This window comes from Ruegeria sp. G7, from assembly GCF_056535465.1.
Genome location: NZ_JBQFIL010000002.1, coordinates 161,018 through 182,275, shown reverse-complemented (window position 1 = coordinate 182,275; position 21,258 = coordinate 161,018). Strand labels below are relative to the sequence as shown.

The window sequence follows — 21,258 nt, the reverse complement described above, 5'->3', positions numbered from 1 at the left end:
CGGCTTTGTTCGGAATCATCCGGGCAGCATTGGCAGCGTGCGGAACTCCTGTTTCAGCCATGGGAATCTGGTGGTCATTGGTGCGACGACATGTTGGCGGATGAGATCGTTCAGCGCATTGTGGATCAACCGCGTGGTGGTTGGCGGGTAAACGCTGGTTGTGAACAGGGAAACAGTGCGGGCAAAGCTTTTGCCCGGAAAGGGCAGCGCGCGGGTATCCTCGTGGAACCGGCGTGCGCGATAATAGCTTGCTGCGGTACTGATCGCCCAACCGCTGCCTTCTGCCACCAGCCCGATGATGGATTGATTGCATTCCAGTTCAAAACGATTGGGCAAGTTGATCTTACTGCGCGTCAACTGGCTTTCGATCAGTTTGCCAATATTATGGTCCCGAGAATACCGCAGCAAAGGCAGAGCGGCGTCTGGTTCGAGCAGCTCGTCGAATGAGCCATGAAAAGAAGGCGGCAGAATCAAAATGAACGGATCCCGAAGCACCGGAAACTCGACCAATCCCTCGACATGATCGGCAGGTCTGGCGGCGACCCCCGCATCCAGCTTCTGCGATTGGAGTTTGTCGATGATTTCGTGGCTGGGGCGGTTGAAATGGCGGAAGTTGCATCGGGGTAATGAAACTGAAAGATGCCGAAAAAGCTCTGGTACAACGCGGATGTCGAGATCGTCGAACAATCCCAGCCGCAGATCGGTCGCATGCTGCCAGCTGCCCGAACGCAGCTCGGCCTCGCCTCTTCTCAGGGCGGTCAGCCCGTCTCTTACGTGTCGCAGGAAAACCGTTCCGGCGGGGGTCAGGCCCATCGGGCGGCGGCTGTGATCGACCAGATCGACCTCCAACGCTTTCTCAAGGCTGCGCAGATGGTTTGAAACAGTGCTTATGGACAGCCCGGTCTCAACCGATACTTTTTGGATCGACCCAAGCTTGGCAATAAGCTGGAACACCTCCAGCCATCTTAAACTGAGCGATTTTTTAGGCATTCCGGCGGTCCGATCCCACAGTTCATCGATCCAAAGCGAAACAAAGTTTCGCTTTTACCGCAACAAGTTTTTTATTTCACGATTCCATCTGTCGGCGATTATGGTTTTTCCACTGATCCAGAGTTCGAGATCTAAGAACAGTCGAACAGACGGAACCAGCAGGGAGAACATAGACAAAATGATCAAAAGAAAACTGTTAACCACCACCTTTGCCAGCATTGCTGCGCTGACCGCTTCGCAGGCGGCGGCGTTGGATGAGCTTACCGTTGCGTATTTCCTCGAGTGGCCGATGCCGTTCCAATACGCCAAGGCAAATGGCACCTACGAAGAAGAGCTTGGTGTAAAGATCAACTGGGTGTCCTTCGACACAGGTACGGCAATGTCGGCGGCGATGGCGTCGGGCGATGTGCAGATCGCAGTCAGCCAGGGTGTGCCACCCTTTGTTGTCACCACTTCGGCAGGTCAGGACATCCAGATTGTTGACGTCGCCGTCAGCTATTCTGAAAACGACAACTGCGTCGTAGCCGAGGCGCTGGAGATTGACAAAGACAACGCGACCGAGCTGAACGGCAAGAAAGTTGGCGTCCCGATCGGTACGGCAGCGCATTATGGCTTCCTGTCGCAGATGGGCCATTTCGGCGTTGATGTCGGCTCGATGGAGATTGTGGATATGGCCCCGGCTGACGGCGCGGCGGCCTTTGCACAAGGCAACCTGGATATGGTCTGTGGCTGGGGCGGCGCACTGCGTCGCATGGTCGAGCATGGCAACATCCTGCTGACCGGAGCCGAGAAGGAAGAACTGGGCATTCTGGTCTTTGATGTGACCAGCGCTCCGTCCAGCTTCATCGAGGAAGAGCCCGAGCTTCTCTCGAAGTTCCTGAAAGTGACCGCAGACGCCAACGCGAAGTGGAATGCCGGTGACAGCAAGGATGAGATGCTACCGGTGATCGCCAAGGATGCGGGTATGGATCCGGCAGATGCCGAGGCGACTATCGCGACCTTCACCTTCCCGTCGGTCGACGAACAGCTGTCCGAGAAGTGGCTGGGCGGAGGCGCACAGGACTTCATGAAGGGTGTGGCTAACGTCTTTGTTTCGGCCGGCAGCATCGAGTCCGCACTGGACTCCTATGAAGGTGCTGTGAATACCGCGCCGCTGGCGGCTGCAAGTAACTAAGACCGCAAAACGCGATATCCGACCGGCCCCGCAGACGGGCCGGTCGAACGCTATGCACGCAGGAAGGATACAGGATGCCTGAACTGGACATTGTTGATTTGTCCATGCGCTTCGACCTACCCAATGGTTCATCAGTACAGGCGTTGCAGGATGTCTCGCTGAGCCTGAAAGAAGGTGAGCTGATGTCGGTGCTTGGCCCCTCTGGCTGTGGCAAGACCACATTGCTGAACATCGTCGCGGGATTTCTGGCCCCTACATCGGGCAAGATCGAACTGAACGGCCATCTGGTCAAAGGCCCGGACGCGGAGCGGGGGATGGTATTCCAGAAAGGCGCGTTGTTCGAATGGATGAACGTGCGCGAAAATGTCGAGTTCGGTCCGCGCATGAAAGGTATGCCCAAGGCCGAGCGCGACAAGATCTCGGATCATCTGCTTGAGGTCGTTGGCCTGCAGGATTTCAAGGACAAGGCAGTTTACGAACTGTCGGGCGGGATGCAGCAACGCGTGGCGTTGGCGCGCTGTCTGGCCAACGAGCCGGACGTGATCCTGATGGATGAACCCCTTGGCGCTCTGGACGCGCTGACGCGGGAAAAGATGCAGGGTCTGGTTCTGAAGCTATGGAAAGAGACCGGCAAGACCATCATCCTGATCACCCACTCGGTCGAAGAGGCGCTGTTGCTGGGCGAGCGCCTGATCGTGATGGCCCCCAGACCGGGCCGGATTCACCGCGAATACAACCTGCCCTTTGCCGAACGTGGCGTGAATGCGGATCTGCGCGACGTGAAAAAATCCGAAGGGTTCGCGGAAAAACGCGATGAGATCCTGTCGATGATCTGGGAGATGGAAGAAGAGATTATGGGTCGTACGGAGCAGGCATCATGATTGTACTTCTGTTTTACATTGGCCTGTTCGGAGGCGCGTTCTTCGTCGTTTACGCGATGCGCCGTGGCTTGCAGTCGCGGCAGGACTTTACCAGCCTGAAAACCGTGACCTTCGGTGACGAAAGCGCGGTGCGGGCGGATCGGGCGGCTTCGATCATTTCCGTCCTCGTGATTTTTGTGATTTGGGCCGCGTTTACCGGATCGAAACTGTTTCCGATCCATGTGCCCGGTCCCTTCGTCGGCGAGACCCAATTCACCTACACCTTGGAAAACGCCGATGGGACCACGGATGAGGCGACCGTCTTCGTTCGCGTGCCTGCATTCGGCGAAGAGGTCGACGATTTCGAGGTTGAACCCGGAGCAGGCTTTGCCAAGGATGATGCTTTTGCAGCACCAGCGGGCCGCTCCTCGACCATTCTGTTCGACAAGAATGATGACGCCAAGCGCAAGGATGGGGCAAAGATCATTGCCATCAACGGCACACCGATTGGCCCGGATGATGCGGTGAATACGGGCGACGGAAAGGTTACCCTGACCGGCAAAGGCGCAATCAGCTTCACGCCCAATCAGGGTCTTCAGATGAATCCGATCTGGCTGCCTGCACCGGAAACCGTCGTGGCACGTTTCTTTGAAATCGCCAGCGAAGGGTATCAGAACTTCTCACTCTGGCAGCACTTGGGCTGGTCCTTGCTGCGTGTCATCGCCGGGTTTGTGGCGGGCGCGCTGGTGGGTATTCCGCTGGGATATGCCATGGGTCTTTCGGGCTGGTTCCGCGGGTGGTTCGACCCAATCGTCGAATTCATGCGACCGGTGCCTCCGCTGGCGCTGATCCCGCTGGTGATCATCTGGTTTGGAATCTGGGAGACAGGCAAGATCGTGTTGCTGTTCCTCGCGGCGTTGTGGATCATGACTATCGCGGCACGGGCAGGAGTTTCGGGAGTGAACATCTCGAAAATCCATGCGGCCTACTCTCTGGGTGCCTCAAAATGGCAGATCATGCGCTATGTGATCGTGCCCAACTCGCTACCCGAGATATTCACGGGTGCACGGGTCGCGATGGGCGTTTGCTGGGGCACGGTTGTTGCTGCGGAACTGGTGGCCGCACAGAAAGGCGCTGGCATGATGATCATCGCCGCTTCGAAGTTCCAGCTAACCGATATCGTCATAATGGGCATCGTCCTGATCGGCGTGATCGGCTATGGGATCGACATCCTGATGCGCAAAGCGGAAAACTGGCTCGTGCCCTGGAAAGGCCGCAGCTGATCGTTCGGATCGCCGTCCAAAAGCGGCTCCCGACTGTCTTCGGGGGTCGCTTAGTAGTCGGATACCAGTAGAAAATCTGGTGCTGTATCTTCCTCGATGGTCGCAAAGCGCGGGATCGGGTCTTCGAACACGTTGTCCGTGCGATCGTCATTCACCGTCGAGACTTCGCCAATTAGACAATCGCCCTGTTCCGCCCAGAATGCGTGCCAGATGCCGGGCATGAGGGTCACGCTCTGACCGGGTTTCAGGCGTAATAGCTCGCCGGGTTGAATGGTGACCGGGCAAGCATCGCTTGGGACCACAACCGGGGTTTCGCGATCAATGCCACCTTCGGGGTCCGACGCGTAAATCTCCATAACAAGGTCGCCACCGCCACGATTGATAATATCCTCGGCCTTCAGGATATGGCGGTGCATGGGCGACAGCTGTTTATCACGCGAGATCAAGAGTTTTTCGGCGTAAAGCATGCCACGACCCTGGCTCAGGTCACTGAAATCACCGTTGCGCAGCGTAAAGAGGAACAGCCCCAATTCGTCGAAGCGGCCCTGGCCATAGTCGGTGATATCCCAACCGAGGCCACGGCCGCGGATGCCTGCGGCTTTGTCGCTGCGCATCTCGTCCGGTGTCCAATCGGCAAAGGGGGGCAGCACAGCCCCAAAGGACTGGACAAAGAGTTGAGCTTCGGCCTTGATGTTGTTGATATCAGATCGTTTCATTGTCTTTTGCCCATCAAAGTTCATGCGCCCAGGGCGGGTTTGCCCCAGCGCGGGATACAGTTACGGCGGCGACCTGAGCGCCCAGTTCCAATGCAGCCTTCAAGTCGTCTGAAGAGAGAGCCCGCAGCGCCGATTTCTTCATCTGTCCGGCTTGCTCAAGCTGCGCAAGAACGCCGGCGTTGAACGTATCGCCCGCACCAACAGTATCGACGACATCGACCTTTTGAACCGGAACCGAGACGGCCGAGCCGTTGGCAAGATAGCCCGTTGCGCCATCTCGCCCTTGGGTGACGATCACGACTGAAGGCCCGGCTTGTAGCAGCAGCGGTATTTTCTCGGCATGGGACTCCGGGCCCGGAATGATCCAGTCGAGGTCTTCGTCAGAAACCTTGACGATGTCAGACTGTGCGATCATCCGATTGACGCGTGTGCGATAGCGCGTCTGATCCTTGATGAACCCCGGTCGGATATTGGGATCCAGCATCACCGCACGCTCTGAACCATGCCGTTCCAGCAGCGCTGCATAGGCATCGGCGCAGGGTTCGCAGGCCAGGCTGATCCCGCCGAAATATAATGCTGAGACCCCGGCCAGTTGATCCGGCATATCGTCGGGACGCAGCATGCGGCCCGCTGAATTCTCATCGACAAAGCTGTAGGTCGCGTGGCCGTCCTTAAGCTGGACAAAGGCCAGCGTCGTAGGGCGATCCGCGCGGATAATGTGGCTGGTCGAGACATGGCTGATCTGAAGCGTCGCAGTCAGTTGTTCGCCAAACATATCGGTCGAGAGGCCGCTGAGCAGCCCGGTCTGGATACCCAGACGCCCCAGCGCAATCGCGGTATTGAAGATTGCCCCGCCGGAATGCGGCACAAACCCCTGTTCGCCCGTAATCGTGGGGGCCGCTATCATGTCGATCAGGGCTTCTCCGCAACACAGGATCATCCCGTTATCCTTCTTTTGGACAGGTTCTTACCGCGCCAGCGCATTCTGGCAGAAATTGTTAGCGCCAACAATCCCGAACTCATCCTGTTCCGACACATAGAGGTTCATACCCTGGCGCAACGTATCGAACCGCCCGCCTGCATTGAAGGCTCGCAGGAAATCCTGCCCAAAAAGCCAGCGGTTCTTTTCAGCGACGCCACCCACCAGAAACACCCCGCCAGTTGGGACCAGCGCCGTTGCCAGATCGCCCATGATTGCGCCGAGATGTTCCGTAAACATGCGCGCGGTCTTCACGGCACAGGGATCATTGCCGTCCAGCGCGTCCTGTAGGATTTCTTTGGCAGATCTGGTTACTGCCTGTGTCTGGCCACTGGCCATACTCACCGCTTGATACAGAATGGGCAGGCCCGTTCCGCTCAGAAACATCTCGGCCTCGATCACCAGGCTATCTTCGAAAAAGCACTCGGGCGCTATGCGCCGGGCGGCGTCGAAGACCTCGACCTCATCACGATGCCGGGGCGAGAGGCCCATATGCCCGCCCTCGCCGGATGCTGTGTGGAAATGACCTTCGGACCAGAGCAGAGCCCCGACGCCCAGCCCTGTTCCCGGGCCTACAACCAAACGGGTTCCGAGCGGGGGCGTGGGCTTGCCCTGAAGAACCTCAACCTGATCTCCGGTGATCTCGGCAACGGACCAGGCGGCTGCGGTGAAATCGTTGATCACAAAGGTATGGTGTGCACCGGTGGAACGGGCAAGCGCGTCTTCGGACAGAACCAGATTTGCGTTGGTCAGCCGGATCGCGCCATCCCGCACCGGCCCGGCCCCGGCGGCCACCACGGCGCGCGGGTCGGTGCCGACCTCGTCGCGCAGGTCGTGCAGCGCGGTGTGTAGATCTGCCAGAGTTCCGGTTGGATATTTGCGCAGGTCGGACAACTCTCCGTTGGTGACCACTCCCAGCCGGGTGTTGGTGCCACCGATATCCGCAACAAGGTTCCAATGGGCGTGCAGGTGCCGCTCGGGCAGGATCCATGGGGTGCGAAGGGGGTGGTCGGACAGAAATGCAGGGATCTCTGGTTGATTCACGTCTAGAAACACGCCGCGCACCGGGATATGCTGTTCAACCGCCTCTAGCACGGGATCAAGGTTCGCCATGTCCTCAGCGGAGAGCGTCAAGTACAACGGCCGGTCTTTGGTGTAACCGTGCACAACCTCAAGCGCGTGCACGGCCTCTGCTGACAAGCCATACCAGTCCACCGGCTCGGCAATTGTCGATAGGTCCTGCTGCCAGGTCCCAGGCAGACCGTCGCCCATCTGGTCGAGGATCGCGGCGGGATAGCGCCCGGTGATCACCGCCTCAAGCTCGGCGGGGTCGGCGCGGCCAAGCTCGGCACCGATGTTGGTCATGCCATAGCTGCGCATCGCCTGAACCGCCTGACCATGGGCCAGAAACTGGTGATGAAGACTGCGCGCGGTGCCACGTTGGTCAGTTTCATCAATCGGAGTACGTCCGCCATGCGCGATGCTAAACAGGCGCGCGCCCATGCGGGCCACGACTGCCTCGGCAAAATCGGCAAAACGCGGGGCAATGTCCCGGTTCCGCCAGCCACCGATATCGGTCAGCGGCGCGGGCAGGGTGTTATGGTCAAGCGTGATGCAAGGTCGTAACCCGTGATGCAAGATCTGGTCGATCTGCTGCTCATAGGTATCCAGCGCTTTTGGATCGGGGTTGTACCCATCAGGCAGGATGTGATCCCATTCAAGTCGCAGGCGAAAACAGTCGGGCCCCGCCATGATCGGCGCAGGCGCGCTGGTGCCAAACAGAAAACCTGCGGGAAAGTCTGAACGGGTGTATTTCATCGCTGCAACCTGCTGGGCGTGACCTGCGCCCTGCCACCTAGCAGGTTATGTTAGCGTTATCTAGCCTTATGCTCTGGCCGGTTTACGCGGTCGGAACACAACATCGCAGCCATCGATGCTGATACCCTCCCAACTGACCGGACCCGCATTATAGTTAATCAGTACCTCGTGTTGCGCCGTCTCGCGTCGGCGCAGACCCGGGGGCATGTGATATACCGTCAGACCAGTTTGACGGGCGGCCATAGCAATGATCCTGTCCCAAAGGGCTTCATCGGGGAAACCGCTCAGATACCACAAGGTCTGCGTTCCCTTAAGCAAGGCGTTGCCGCTGGCAAAGCACAGCAGATCGGGGGCCTCTCCGGACAGATGCTCGGCCCAGTGAACCACCGCGCCGCCACCCTGAACCGGGCGTTCAGTGCCGGGAGGCAAGGTTTCGATCAGGTCGACCGAGCAGTTCAGCGCCGACAGGCCGGGGCGTCCCCGATCAGGGATGCGGAATTCGGGCGTGATGGCCCCACTGCGCGGGCCAAGGATCGCGAGCTTGGCCTTTGACAGGTCGTGCCGCAGCCGGTCGTCAATGCTGGCCAGCCCCGGCGCAAGGATCAGGTCGTAGCCGTCCGGCACCGGGTCCGAGGCTGACAGGATATCCACCGACAACCCGGCTCGTCGCAGCGCCCGATAGACTGAAAATACCAAGCGGAAATAGCCAAAGCCCGCACCCTGCGGCTGCGTCTCCCACGCCCAATCCGAGGCATAGTCGAACAGGATCGCCACCGGCGCGCGGGCGGGGGCGATCTGTCCCAGATCGGCCAGTTCGTCCGCCGTTTGCCGGGCCTCGGCCAGTCCGGGGGCGTCGTCGCCCCACGGGGTCAAAAGGCCCGCATGCATTTGCTCTTGCCCGAACGGAGCCTGCCGCCAGCGGAAATAGCTGACCACCTCGGCCCCATGCGCGACGGCCTCAAGCGACCAGAGGCGTACCATGCCGGGCAGCGGGGCAGGGTTGTAGGGGGCCCAGTTCACCGGGCCGGGCTGTTGTTCCATAACCCACCAACGCCCACGGCCAACGGCGCGATAAAGGTCGTGATGAAACGCCTGCATGTCCGGATCGCCCTGCTGTAGGAAGGTCGATTTATGCGCCTCATCGGCCTCGAGCCGGTCGGACAGGAAGCCGATCGGATAGCTGTCCCATGTGGCGATATCGAGGTCTTTCCCGACCTCAAAATGATCGAATTCCAGCACGCGCCCCATGTAATTGTGCAACAGCGGCGCGTCGGTCAGCGGGCGCAGCGCGGCGACCTGCGCGGCATTGAAAGCCACAACCTGGTCCGAGCTGAACCGGCGGAAGGCCAGAACATGCGCCGGATTGGGTTCGGTCACCGTCAGATTGGGCAGGTCGATCTGGTCAAAGCTGGAATACTCCATCGACCAGAACACATTGCCCCAGGCTGCGTTCAGGGCCTCAATGGTCCCGTACCGGTCGGCAAGCCAGAGGCGAAACGCCTGCAGCGCGACGGGGCTGTAGCTGAGCGTTGTGTCATGGCAGCCATATTCATTGTCGATCTGCCATGCTGCCACATGCGGATTTCGCCCATAGCGTTCGCCCATGATGCGCGCGATGCGGGTGCAATCGTCGATATACCCCTGATGGCTAAAGCAATAGTGCCTGCGCGATCCGAACTTGCGCGGCTGACCCTGCGCATCAAAGGCCAGCATGTCCGGGTGCTTGTCCAGCATCCAGCGGGGCGGGGTGGCCGTTGGGGTGCCCATGACCACCTTCAGCCCTGCTGCGCCCAGCGTCTCAACGGCGCGATCGAGCCATTCAAACTGCAGATCGCCCGGCGCAGGCTCCAGCCGGCTCCATGCAAACTCGCCAATGCGGACCCATGTAAGGCCCGCCTGGACCATACGATCCGCGTCGTGGGCCCACTGCGTCTCGGGCCAGTGTTCCGGGTAATAGCATACGCCAAGTTCGGGTTTCATAAGATGACTCTGTGTTCCATCTGCCCTTGGCCGATATCGGGTGCGGCAAGGGTCATGCCGTTGGTTGGGTTCGCGTTCACTATGGCCGCCTCCAGCCCCTGACGGGCGGTGGTGCAGAACAGGGTGGTCAAGTCATCGCCGCCAAAAGCAGGGCACGACGTATGCAGGGCTTCGAAATCCACCGCGCGCAGGAACTGCCCATCCGGGTCATAGGCGGCGACCCGGCTGGCACCCCATTGAGCGATCCAGATGTTGCCTTGTGTGTCCACGACTGCGCCATCTGGGTTCAGGCCCTCTTGCGAGAGGTCAATGAAGACCGAGGCATCACCCTCGGGCCAGCCGGTCTGTGCGTCCAGCTGCCAGCGCATGACCTGTTTGGTAACGGTATCACAGAAGTAGGCGCAGGACCGGTCCGGGGCAAAACAGATCGCGTTCGAGATCGTGACACCCCCGACCAGCCGCCTCAGGTCCCCCCGCCAATAGCGATAGATCGAGCCAGCCCCGGGCTCGGCCTGTTTGCCCATGGTCCCAATCCAGAACCCGCCCCAAGGATCAGCGCGCCCGTCATTTGAACGGGTCACGCTATTGTCCGCCTCAAGCGCCACAATCAGATCTTGCGCGCCGGTTTCCAACCCAAACCGCCAGAGCCCGGTTTCCGAAGCCACCAGCAGCGTGTCGCGGTCAACCCATCCGGCAGCCGAGACATGCTCGTTGAACTGCCAGACACGCGGCCTGTCGCCCTCGCGGGACAAGATGCGTTTGTTGATGATGTCGAACCAGAACAATTGCCGCCGTTCCGGGTGCCACAACGGGCCTTCGCCCAATTCGCAGGGGCGGTCGTCATAGACCTGAGTCATGCTGCCGCCTCATCATAGGCCGCGACGATGTGACGGGCGCGATCGGCGATCTCATCGACTGACAGGCCGGGCTTGTAGAGCGCCGAGCCAATGCCAAACCCGTCCGCGCTGGCCTTGATCCACTCGCCGAAGTTCTCAGGCCCCGCGCCGCCAACAGCAAAGACCTGCGTCCCGGCGGGCAAAATCGCCCGCATTGCCGCAAGGCCCGAGGGTCCGGCCATGGACCCAGGAAACAGCTTGAGCCCGCTTGCCCCTGCTTTCAGCGCTGCAAACGCCTCGGTCGGGGTGAAGACGCCCGGCCAGCTTTCCAGACCAAGCCGATGGGTGCGTGCGATCACATCCACGTCGCAATTGGGCGACACGATCAGTCGGCCACCGACGGCGGCTACGGCATCCACCTCATCCGGTGTCAGAACGGTGCCTGCGCCGATCATGGCGTCGTTGCCAAATTCACGCGCCAGAATGCCGATGCTGTCCAACGGTTCGGGTGAGTTTAGCGGCACCTCTATCCGGTCAATGCCGGCGGCAATCAGAGCGCGCCCGACGGATGCGGCCTCGGGCGGGCTCAAACCGCGCAGAATAGCTATGATCGGACGGCTCATGCGGTTTCCTTTGTCAGTGCGCGGGCCTGCATCAGCCCGGCAAGCGTCGCGGTTGTGGCATCTACGGTTTCGATCATCGCGCCTTGCTGCCCAAGCGCCGAGGCATAGGCGCGCGACAACCCCTCCGACCCGAGGATTGCCAACTGCTGACCCAGCCAGTAGGGCCGCGTCGCAGCAAGTTCCGCCCCGATCAACAACCCTGACAGCCGAGCCTGCGCCACGGCCTTGCTTTGCCCGTGCAACAGATCAGCGGCCCGCAGGCCAAACAGCCGGGCGGCCAGTTGCTCGGGTTTCGACAAGGCATCCGCAACCGCGTCGCCGAAACTCTCATCGTCCCAGCCTTCACCCACCGAGTGACGCAGCACCGATTGCCCGCGCAGCAGATCGAACATCTCGCCCGTCATGAACGTGCGGAAACTGATGACCTCTCCGGCACTGATCTGCACCCATTTGGTGTGGGTGCCAGGCAGGCAGATTACCCCGTCCCAATGAGGGCGGTTGGCCAAATAACCCGCGATCTGGGTTTCCTCACCCCGCATCACATCCGCTGGGTCGGCTTGTTTCAGACCGGGCACGACAAAGGCGCGGATGCGAGGATCGGTGTTGGGCACCCGAATTGGCGCAGCGGGCAACGGGGCCGAGGGCACGGCGGCATATGGCGCTTCGACCCAGCCCTGCCGCGCACCGACCATGCCGCAGGCTATGACATCTACGGGGGCGGAAGGCAGCCATGGTTCGATCAGGGCAAGCAGCGCAGCCTGAAAATCGCCACCAGCGGTTTTCGACATGCCGTCCTGCGATTGTGCCTGCTGCAAGACCGTTTCGCCCTGCATGGCCCAAGCTCTTAGGCAGGATGTTCCCCAGTCCAATGCGATCCAGTCTGTGTTCATCATCTCACCCCGTTGCCACCACGCCGCCATCGACCACCATGCACTGGCCAGTCATCGCATGGCTGGCCTTTGACGCAAGAAACAGCGTCGGGGCAACCATGTCTTCGGGTTTGAGGTGTTCTTTCAGGCATTGCCGCTCCAGATGCGCGGCCAGATCCTCGGGCGTGGCCCACATATCCAGCTGTTTCTGCGTCAACACCCAGCCCGGCGCCAGCGCATTGACACGGATGCCCGCAGGCCCCAGCTCGCGCGCAAGCGACCGGGTCATACCCGTGATCCCGGCATTTGAAGTGGTGTAGATCGGATAGCCCGAGTTGCCCATCAGATAGCTGATCGAGCTGAAGTTGATGATCGAGCCACCGTCTTTCATCTGGCGCGCGGCCTCCTGGCAGGCAAAGAAATAGGCTTTGAGGTTGACCTCGACCATCCAGTCCCAGAACTCGGGTGTGGTTTCTGCAAGCGAGTGGCGTTTGTCATTCGCCGCGTTGTTGACCAGCACCTGAATGGGCCCGTGCGCCTCGGCTGCTTTGGCCATGGTGGCATGCAGAAGTTCTGTGTCGGTCATGTCACCCTGCAGAAACAGCGGCGCGCGGCCATGTTTATCGCGCATCTCTTCAACAAATGCGTTGGCGTCTGACCGACCGATGAAGGCGACATGCGCCCCTTGGGCCATGAATCCGTCCGTCAGCGCAGCCCCAAGCCCCGCCCCGCCGCCGGTGATGTAAACCGAAGCCCCATTCAGATCGTGGAAAGTGGCGGGTTGGGTCATCAGTGGCTCTCTCTGGTCACAAGACGAGTGTCTTTGCCGACGAGGAAATCGAGGTCGGCCCCCTGATCGGCTTGTAGAACGTGGTCGATGTAAAGCTTGGCATAGCCTCGGGTATAATGTGGATCGTCCGGCTGCCATGCGGCGCGGCGACTCGCAAGCTCAGCCTCGTCCACCAGTAGTTCCAACTCGCCCTTGCTGGCCGAAACGCGGATGCGGTCTCCGGTTTTCACAAGCGCCAGCGTGCCGCCGGCTTGCGCCTCGGGGCTCACATGCAGGATGACGGTGCCAAAGGCGGTGCCCGACATGCGGGCATCCGAGATGCGGATCATGTCGCGCACGCCCTCTTTCACCAGTTTGCCGGGGATCGGCATATTCCCGACCTCGGGCATCCCGGGATATCCCTTGGGGCCGCAGCCCTTGAGCACCAGAATGGTGTCGGCTGTGACGGGCAGATCATCGCGGTCGATATTGGCTTTGAGGTCCTCGATGCTTTCAAAGACAAAGGCCTCACCTTCGGTTTCCAGCAACTCATCCGTCGCCGCCGAGGGCTTCACGATGGCCCCGTTGGGCGCAAGGTTGCCGCGCAGAACGCGCAGGCCCGCGGCGGGTTTGACCGGATCGGCGAAGGGGCGGATCACGTCGGTGTTATAGCACTCGGCCCCCTCGTAATGCGCCGAAATGTCTTTGTTGAGAACCGTCTTGGCCGGGCGCAGGAACGGTTTGAGTTCGTTCAGAACAACCGGCACGCCGCCTGCGTAGCAGAAGTCTTCCATCAGGTATGTGCCCGAGGGCATGCAGTTGACCAGCAGCGGGATTTCGGACCCGATTTCAAAGTCTTTCAGGGTCAGGTCCACGCCGACGCGACCCGCCAGCGCCAGCAGATGCACGACCGCATTGGTCGAGCCGCCGACAGCTGCGTTTGCCAGAATTGCGTTTTCGAACGCCTCTTTGGTCAGGATATCCGAGGGCTTGAGGTCTTCGTCCACCATCTCGACGATGCGTTTGCCGGTCAGATGTGCCAACGCCATGCGGCGGGCATCGACAGCGGGAAGGGCAGCGTTGGTGGGCAGGGACATGCCCATCGCCTCGACCAGCGAGGCCATGGTGGAGGCGGTGCCCATGGTCATGCAGACCCCGGCGCTGCGGGACATGCCGGATTCCGCGTTCATGAAGTCCTGCAGGGTCATCTCGCCCGCGCGGACCTCTTCCGAGAATTTCCAGACATCCGTGCCCGAGCCGATATCCTTGCCTTTGAACTTGCCGTTCAGCATCGGGCCGGAACTGACCACGATAGATGGCAAATCGACCGAGGCTGCACCCATCAACTGCCCCGGCGTGGTCTTGTCACACCCGCCCAGCAGCACGACGCCATCGATGCCATAGGCACGGATGGATTCCTCGACATCCATGGCCAGCAGGTTGCGGAACAGCATTGCGGTGGGCTTCATCTGGGTCTCGCCCAGCGACATGACGGGGAATTCGACGGGGAAGCCCCCGGCCTCCCACACGCCGCGTTTGACGCCCTCGGCCAGATCACGCAGGCCCGAGTTGCATGGGGTCAGCTCTGACCATGTGTTGCAGATGCCGATGATGGGGCGACCGTCAAAGGCGTGGTCCGGAAAGCCCTGGTTCTTCATCCACGAGCGGTGAATGAACCCGTCCTTATCGAGTTTTCCGTACCAGTGCTGTGAGCGGCGTTTTGTCATGTCGGGCGATGCTTTTCGTGGCTGGGGTGGGATTTGAGTATTTGTGAAAAGATGAAGATCAGGCGGCGCGCGCCGGGCGGCACCAGTCGGGTAGCCAATCGGCATGGGCGGTCAGCAGGTCGGTGACGAGGCTGCGGATCTGGCGCAGGTCCAGTTCGGCGGCGGTGTGCGGGTCCATCATCGCGGCGTGGTAGATGTATTCGGGGTTTTCCTCGGTCAGGGCGCGGACGGTCAGTTCCTGCACGTTGATCTGCGTACGCATCAGCGCGACCAACTGCGGTGGGATGTCGGTGACGACGGAAGGCTGCACCCCATTGGCATCCACCAGACAGGGGGTCTCGACCGCGGCACCCAGCGGCAGTTGGGGAATCTGGCCGGTGTTGGGCAGGTTGCCATAGGCCGTATAAGGGGTATCGGTGACGATCGCGTTCATCAGATCGGCGGCAAACTCGTGGCTACGGGTCACTTCGATGTCGCGACCATCGGTCAGGGTTTTGGCTTGTTCTTTCCAGCTTGCAACCTGCTCGATGCAGCGGGTGGGGTATTCGTCGAGCGGGATGCAGAACTGTTCGATCAGGTCCTCGCGTCCGTCCTTGATGAACCACGGCACGTATTCGGCCAGATGCTCTGAGCTTTCAGTGCAGAAATAGCCCAGATGGTCCATCACCTCATACCGCACCTTGTTGGGGCAGCGGGGCATGAGCAAGGGCGGTTTGGGCAGCGCACCGCTGGCATAGCCCTGCCGCAGCACCGGGTAAAGGTCGCGGTCCTGGTGTTCCAGTCGCAGGAAGAATGCGACGTGGTTGACGCCTGCGACCTTATAGCGGAACTCGTCTTTGGGCAGGTCGAGGTCGTGGGCCAGTTCTTCGACCGTGTTCTGCACCGAATGGCACAGGCCGACCTGTTTCAGCGCCGGGAACCGTTCGGCCAAAGCCCAGGTGTTGATCGCCATCGGGTTGACGTATTGCAGCAGCGTCGCATCGGGGCACAGCTGCATCATGTCCCGCGCTACATCCCAAAGGACGGGAACGGTGCGCAGGCCGCGCATGATGCCGCCAACGCCCAGCGTGTCGGCGATGGTCTGGCGCAGACCGTATTGCTTGGGGATTTCGAAATCGGTCACCGTGCAGGGCTGGTACCCGCCGACCTGGAACGCGGTAATGACGAAATCGGCACCATCAAGCGCCGCGCGCCGATCCGTGTGGGTCGAGACGCTCGCGCCCGTTCCGACCGAACGGATCATGGCGCGGGCCACCGTTTCGCTCTCAGTCAGGCGCTGCGGATCGATGTCCATCAACGCAAAATGGCTGTCGGCCAGAGCTGGGGTCAGCAGGGCATCGCCCACGATGTTCTGCATGAAGATCGTGGATCCGGCCCCGATAAAGGTGATTTTTGTCATGAGACAAGCCTTTGGTTTGTCGTTATTTTACAGCACCGAGGGTCAGGCCCGCGATGAAGTGTTTCTGCATCAGGAAGAACATGGCCACCGGCGGCAGGGCCGCCACGATGGAACCGGCACTCATCAATTGATAGGCAGCGCGGAACTGCGCGTTAAAGCTGGTGATGCCTGCCGTGACGGGTTGGCTTTCGGCGCCTTGGGTCAGCACGACGGCCCAGAAATAGTCGTTCCAGATGAAGGTGAAGATCAGCACGCTGAGGGCCGCAATCGCGGGCTTCATCAGGGGCAGGACCACGTACCAAAAGATGCGGACCTCGCTGATGCCTTCGACACGGGCAGCTTCGATCAGTTCAAACGGCAGGGCGCGGATGAAGTTGCGCATGAAAAGGGTACAGAACCCGGTCTGGAACGCGATGTGGAACAGGACGAGGCCGGTTTTGGTATTGTAGAGCCCAAGTTCCAACGTCAGGTCGCGCACCGGGACCATCAGGATCTGGAACGGCACGAAGTTGCCCGCGACGAACATGAAGAAAATCCAGAGGTTCGATTTGAACTTGTAGATGCCAAGCGCAAAGCCGGTCATGCAGCTGAGGGCCACGGCTCCGATCACAGTCGGAACGGTGATCATGAACGAGTTCAGCAGATAGCGCGGCATGTCCGAATTGAAGAACACCTGCCCGTAGTTGAAGGCACCTTCAAAGCTGGAGGGCAGCCCCCAATAGTTGGCATTGGTGAAATCCGCCGCTGGTTTGACCGAGAACAGGGCAACCGCCAGCAGCGGGCCGAGCCACAGCAACAGCGCAATGGGCAACATAGCCTGATAGGTGATCTGCGCCGCACGGGGTTGTTTTTCGATGGGTTTGGGAAACATCTCAGTGCCCCTTTTCTTCGCGATACATCGACCACAGGAAGTAGGCGATGAAGCACAGCATGATCAGGAACAGGATCACGGCAATGGCCGCGCCATATCCCATGCGAAAACCATATTCTGACAGCGCGACCTCAAACATGTAATAGGCCAGCACGCGGGATGATCCGAACGGGCCGCCCTGGGTCATGATCGAGATCAGGTCAAAGGACCGCAGCGCACCGATGATGGTCACGACGAAGGCGATGAAGGTGGCGGGGCGCAGTTGGGGCAGGATGATGTGCCACAGCATCCGCGCGCCCTTTGCGCCGTCCAGACGTCCGGCCTCGATCTGTTCGGGGTCCACGGCGTTCAGGCCGGTCAGATACAGGATCATGCAATAGGCGGTTTGCGGCCACAGACCGGCGAAGATGATGCCATAGGTGACGAAACGCTCATCCCCCAGCACGTTCAGCGGGCCGAGGCCGAAAAAGCCCAGGAATTCGTTCAGGAGACCAAAGGTCGGGTCATAGAACCACGTAAAGACAAGACCCACGACCACCTGAGAAATGACGAAGGGAAAGAAAAACAGGGATTTATAAAGCCGGATGCCCCAGACGGTCTGGTTCAGGAACAGCGCGATGAACAGCCCTGCCGGGATCGCGGCAAGATACAGGATCAGCCAGATCAGGTTGTTCTTGAGCGAGATATAAAACGCGTCGCGGTCGACCCATTCCCAGTACAGGTCCTCGTAATTGCGAAAACCTACATATTCTGCGGCCCCCAGCCCATCCCATTCGTAAAGTGACAGGTTGAAGGACTGAAAGACCGGAATGATCACATAGACCATGAAGAACAGCAGACCCGGAGCCAGAAACAGCCACGGCGCGATGCGTTGTTGGTTTCGGTGGAACCAGCTTTCCTGTTCGGGGGCGTCTGCGACGGACATGGGACTCTCGGGATTTAGGTCGAAGGAGTAAGGCGGGCTGCACCCGCCTTACGCAGTTTTGAGGTGCAGGCCGGGCTTGGGTCCGGCCTGACCGGATCAGTTGTCGTAGATGCGCTCGCGCGCGCGTTCCAGCTTGGCCAGGATGCGATCGGCATTGTCAGGCTTGACCATGAATTCCTGGAAGCCTTCCATCGACACCTTTGCCATCTCAGCCGGTGCGTCACGGTCCCAGAACTGGGCAACGCCGCCAGGGCTGTTCGATGACAGCATGGCAAAGCCCTGCTGCAGGAATTTGTCGTCATCCACCTTGGACTGTGCATTCACCGGCAGTTGGCCGAGATTTGCGCCATTGTTGATCTCGGTCTGCTCGTCTGCCGAGACCACAAAGCGCAGAAATTCGCGGGCCGCTTCTTTGTTGGATGCGTTGGCCGGGATATGGAACGTGTCCGTAGGGGCGTCTTCGGCCAGTTCAACATCGGGGTTGATGGCAACGAACTGGTAGAAGTCCAGTTGATCATCGGTCAGACCCGCCTCGCGCAGCGGTGCAACGGCGAAGTTGCCCATCAGATACGCGGCGGCTTCACCATTGACCATGAAGGGCAGCGCTTCCTGCCAGCTATAGGTCTGGTGGTTGTCGATGAACGCGCCCATGTCGATCAACTGCTTCCAGTTGGCGAAGGTCTGTTTGACGCGGTCGTCCTCCCAGCTGATTTCACCATTGGCGAGTTGGTTGTGGAAGTCGAACCCGTTGGTGCGCATGTTCAGATAATCGAACCAGCCGCCTGCGGTCCACAGGAACTTGGTGCCGATGGTATAGCAGGCGCGACCGGAATCGACGATCTTCTGACAGTTTGCCAGTTCTTCTTCCCAAGTGGTCGGCTCGGTCAGGCCCAGCTCATCGAAGATGTCTTTGCGGTAGTAAACGCCCCACTGATAGTATGTGTAAGGCACGCCCCACTGCTTGCCATCGATGGTCATCGCCCCCTTGGTCGAAGCCAGATTCTCTGCGATCTCGGGTTCGGCCCAAAGGTCCGAGACATCCTCGAACAGACCGGCCTCGACATACGGTTTCATCCGGTTCGCAGCGTACCAAGTCGCAACGTCCGGTGTATCCGCGGTTAGAAAGTTGCGGATCTGGGTCTTGTAGGCTTCGCGGTCGATCACGGTGGTTTCGATCTCCAGACCGGGATGCTGCGCCGCAAACCGTTCGATCATCGCTTCCATCGTCGCGCGCGGCGCCGGGTTCGATGTGTCGAGGAAAATGCGCAGCTCACCGGAAAGCTCTGCGGCAGCCGGAGCGGCGAGTGCAACGCTCATGGTCAGCGCAGCCGCTGTGCGCTTGAAGATGGAATGCATGGTTTCCTCCCTTTTGCTTCCATTCTGGTCTTTTAAAGTTCCAAATAATGGAACCGTGTTTTATATATTGAAAACTACACATCGACTCGGCTAGTCTTGTCAAGACCCTCGTGGCACCGCCGCAGGGAAAACCGGAGGAGAACCCCCACCCGTGGCAGGTGACGGAACAATAGGAAAAGCATGTGATGTGCTGGATCAGGTGGCGTCGTTTCAGCGACCGGTGCGATTCGCGGAATTGCTGGACAGCAGCGACTTTCCCAAGGCGACGCTGTATCGGTTCCTGCAATCGCTGACCAATCAGGGCATGCTGCACTACGACCCGGAACGACAGACCTATTCCCCAGGCATGCGGCTGGTGCGATTGGCGCATTCGGCCTGGACCCAAAGCTCACTCGCTCCGATTGCGCGACCTTTTCTGGATGTGCTCAGTCAGGAAACCGGCGAAACGGTGCATCTGGCGCAACTCGATTCCGGGCAGGTGCTGTATGTGGACAAACGCAACGCGCAGCGGCCCATTGAGATGTATTCCGAAGCGGGCAAGGTGGGCCCGGCCTATTGCACCGGCGTTGGCAAGGCGATGATGGCTTTTCTGGACGAAGACCTGCTGCAGAAAACGATCTCGCAGCAGAGCTTTCACCGTTTCACTGAAAAGACGCTGGCTTCGGAAGAAGCGTTGCGCACCGATCTGGCGGTGATCCGCGGCCGGGGCTATGCGGTGGATGACGAGGAACACGAACCCGGCATCATCTGCATTGCCTGCCCGATTCTGACACCCAAAGGCCGCGTGCTGGGCGCGCTGTCGGTGACCGGATCGACCGGGCGGATGAATTTCGAGCAGTTGGAATCATGGGTTCCCCGTGTACGGCGCGTGGCCGAACAGATCGGAACCGAAGCACAGGCGTGGCGGTTCCCCGAGAGCCAGAAGGACAGGATGCAAGCAACATGACAGGTGTAACCCTGAAGGGCGCGATCAAGCGCTATGGCCAGACTCAGGTCATCCACGGAATCGATCTGCAGATCGAAGATGGTGAGTTCTGCGTGTTCGTCGGCCCCTCGGGCTGTGGCAAGTCCACGTTGCTGCGGATGATTGCAGGGCTTGAGGAGACCTCGGACGGGGAGATCCACATCGGCGCGCGTGATGTCACGCATATGGACCCGGCCAAGCGTGGGGTTGCGATGGTGTTCCAGACCTATGCGCTCTATCCGCACATGACGGTGGCCGAGAACATGGGCTTTGGCCTGCGAATGAATGGCGTTGCGAAGGCCGAAATCGACCGCAAGGTTCAGGAAGCGTCGAACATTCTCAAGCTGGATCAGTATCTCAAGCGCAAGCCCAAGGCCCTGTCTGGGGGCCAGCGTCAGCGGGTTGCCATCGGACGCGCCATTGTACGCGGGCCCGAGGTGTTTTTGTTCGATGAGCCGCTGTCCAATCTGGATGCAGAGCTGCGGGTCGAGATGCGGGTCGAGATCGCGCGGCTGCATCAGGAAATCGGCGCCACGATGATCTATGTGACCCACGATCAGGTTGAGGCCATGACCATGGCCGACAAGATCGTCGTGCTGCGCGATGGCAGGATCGAACAGGTGGGTGCGCCGATGGATCTTTATCGCGACCCAGACAACAGGTTTGTCGCCGGGTTCATCGGGTCGCCCGCGATGAACTTTCTGGACTGCGAAGTGGTCGACGGCATGGTTCGGCACCCGGCTTTGACCGATGATGTTCCAGTCACCGCAAGCGTACCGTCGGGCGCATCAAAAGTGACACTGGGCATCCGACCCGAGCACATTGAGGTGGATCGCGGCGGTGACACATGCTCGGTCGATCTGACCGAAGCGCTGGGTGGGGTTTCGTATTCCTATCTGCTGACCCCGAATGGTGACAAGCTGATCGTGGAAGAGCGCGACGATCAGCGCAGCGACACCGGCGATCGGATTGGCATCTCGGTCCGCCCGGAACGCGCCATGCTGTTTGACCCGGAAACCGGGCAACGCCTGCGCTGAAGGCTGCTTTATTCCATGAAATTGCCCCGGAAATCTGCGTAGGTTCCGGGCTTTAATGCGCGGGCACTCTGTGATGGATTTT

Annotated in this window: 19 protein-coding genes; 5 read left to right on the top strand and 14 right to left on the bottom strand. The window is 60.0% G+C overall.

What is annotated here, in order from left to right; genetic code table 11:
- Positions 1-15: 15 nt before the first annotated feature.
- Positions 16-954, bottom strand: coding sequence for a LysR family transcriptional regulator (locus tag ACR3EN_RS17605; protein WP_480843195.1), 939 nt, complete (start codon positions 952-954; stop codon positions 16-18).
- 214 nt (positions 955-1,168) lie between these two features.
- On the opposite strand from ACR3EN_RS17605, the gene ACR3EN_RS17600 reads away from it, so the two are divergent.
- The 3 genes from ACR3EN_RS17600 (at position 1,169) to ACR3EN_RS17590 (ending at position 4,307) form a co-directional block, all read left to right on the top strand.
- Positions 1,169-2,164 (top strand): taurine ABC transporter substrate-binding protein, encoded by a 996-nt coding sequence (locus tag ACR3EN_RS17600; RefSeq protein WP_480820735.1) that lies wholly within the window; start codon positions 1,169-1,171, stop codon positions 2,162-2,164.
- 74 nt (positions 2,165-2,238) lie between these two features.
- Positions 2,239-3,045 (top strand): taurine ABC transporter ATP-binding protein, encoded by an 807-nt coding sequence (locus ACR3EN_RS17595; protein WP_480820737.1) that lies wholly within the window; start codon positions 2,239-2,241, stop codon positions 3,043-3,045.
- Positions 3,042-4,307, top strand: a complete 1,266-nt coding sequence (locus tag ACR3EN_RS17590; protein WP_480820739.1) for an ABC transporter permease — start codon at positions 3,042-3,044, stop codon at positions 4,305-4,307. Before ACR3EN_RS17595 ends, ACR3EN_RS17590 begins: the two co-directional genes overlap by 4 nt.
- A gap of 50 nt (positions 4,308-4,357) precedes the next feature.
- On the opposite strand, the gene ACR3EN_RS17585 is transcribed toward ACR3EN_RS17590, so the two are convergent.
- The 13 genes from ACR3EN_RS17585 to ACR3EN_RS17525 form a co-directional block, all read right to left on the bottom strand.
- Positions 4,358-5,023, bottom strand: a complete 666-nt coding sequence (locus ACR3EN_RS17585; protein WP_480820741.1) for a D-lyxose/D-mannose family sugar isomerase — start codon at positions 5,021-5,023, stop codon at positions 4,358-4,360.
- Between the two features lie 13 nt (positions 5,024-5,036).
- The gene (locus ACR3EN_RS17580) at positions 5,037-5,963 is read right to left on the bottom strand and encodes a carbohydrate kinase family protein (RefSeq protein WP_480870415.1); all 927 of its coding nucleotides are present in this window, start codon (positions 5,961-5,963) and stop codon (positions 5,037-5,039) included.
- Between the two features lie 27 nt (positions 5,964-5,990).
- A complete protein-coding gene (locus ACR3EN_RS17575; RefSeq protein WP_480870412.1) occupies positions 5,991-7,820 on the bottom strand; it encodes a family 1 glycosylhydrolase in 1,830 nt (609 codons plus the stop codon).
- A gap of 66 nt (positions 7,821-7,886) precedes the next feature.
- Positions 7,887-9,800 carry a beta-galactosidase gene (locus ACR3EN_RS17570; protein ID WP_480870409.1) on the bottom strand — a complete coding sequence of 638 codons (1,914 nt, stop codon included), beginning with the start codon at positions 9,798-9,800 and terminating at the stop codon, positions 7,887-7,889.
- Positions 9,797-10,657: an SMP-30/gluconolactonase/LRE family protein gene (locus ACR3EN_RS17565; RefSeq protein ID WP_480820749.1), complete on the bottom strand. Its 861-nt coding sequence runs from the start codon at positions 10,655-10,657 to the stop codon at positions 9,797-9,799. Before ACR3EN_RS17565 ends, ACR3EN_RS17570 begins: the two co-directional genes overlap by 4 nt.
- A complete protein-coding gene (locus ACR3EN_RS17560) occupies positions 10,654-11,259 on the bottom strand; it encodes a 2-dehydro-3-deoxy-6-phosphogalactonate aldolase (RefSeq protein WP_480820751.1) in 606 nt (201 codons plus the stop codon). The genes ACR3EN_RS17565 and ACR3EN_RS17560 overlap by 4 nt, the downstream gene beginning before the upstream one ends.
- Positions 11,256-12,149, bottom strand: a complete 894-nt coding sequence (locus ACR3EN_RS17555) for a 2-dehydro-3-deoxygalactonokinase (RefSeq protein ID WP_480870406.1) — start codon at positions 12,147-12,149, stop codon at positions 11,256-11,258. Before ACR3EN_RS17555 ends, ACR3EN_RS17560 begins: the two co-directional genes overlap by 4 nt.
- A gap of 4 nt (positions 12,150-12,153) precedes the next feature.
- Positions 12,154-12,918, bottom strand: a complete 765-nt coding sequence (locus ACR3EN_RS17550; RefSeq protein WP_480820755.1) for an SDR family NAD(P)-dependent oxidoreductase — start codon at positions 12,916-12,918, stop codon at positions 12,154-12,156.
- Entirely contained in the window at positions 12,918-14,624 is a 1,707-nt protein-coding gene (locus ACR3EN_RS17545; protein ID WP_480870403.1) for an IlvD/Edd family dehydratase, read from the bottom strand. The genes ACR3EN_RS17550 and ACR3EN_RS17545 overlap by 1 nt, the downstream gene beginning before the upstream one ends.
- A gap of 58 nt (positions 14,625-14,682) precedes the next feature.
- Entirely contained in the window at positions 14,683-16,023 is a 1,341-nt protein-coding gene (gene melA / locus ACR3EN_RS17540) for an alpha-galactosidase (RefSeq protein ID WP_480820759.1), read from the bottom strand.
- A 22-nt stretch (positions 16,024-16,045) separates the two neighbouring features.
- Positions 16,046-16,894 (bottom strand): carbohydrate ABC transporter permease, encoded by an 849-nt coding sequence (locus tag ACR3EN_RS17535; protein WP_480733432.1) that lies wholly within the window; start codon positions 16,892-16,894, stop codon positions 16,046-16,048.
- 1 nt (position 16,895) lies between these two features.
- Positions 16,896-17,819, bottom strand: coding sequence for a carbohydrate ABC transporter permease (locus tag ACR3EN_RS17530; RefSeq protein ID WP_480820761.1), 924 nt, complete (start codon positions 17,817-17,819; stop codon positions 16,896-16,898).
- A gap of 96 nt (positions 17,820-17,915) precedes the next feature.
- Positions 17,916-19,175 (bottom strand): ABC transporter substrate-binding protein, encoded by a 1,260-nt coding sequence (locus tag ACR3EN_RS17525; protein WP_480857812.1) that lies wholly within the window; start codon positions 19,173-19,175, stop codon positions 17,916-17,918.
- Between the two features lie 151 nt (positions 19,176-19,326).
- On the opposite strand from ACR3EN_RS17525, the gene ACR3EN_RS17520 reads away from it, so the two are divergent.
- A complete protein-coding gene (locus tag ACR3EN_RS17520) occupies positions 19,327-20,121 on the top strand; it encodes an IclR family transcriptional regulator (RefSeq protein ID WP_480820765.1) in 795 nt (264 codons plus the stop codon).
- Positions 20,118-21,176, top strand: coding sequence for an ABC transporter ATP-binding protein (locus ACR3EN_RS17515; protein ID WP_480820767.1), 1,059 nt, complete (start codon positions 20,118-20,120; stop codon positions 21,174-21,176). Before ACR3EN_RS17520 ends, ACR3EN_RS17515 begins: the two co-directional genes overlap by 4 nt.
- The last annotated feature ends 82 nt before the right edge of the window (positions 21,177-21,258 follow it).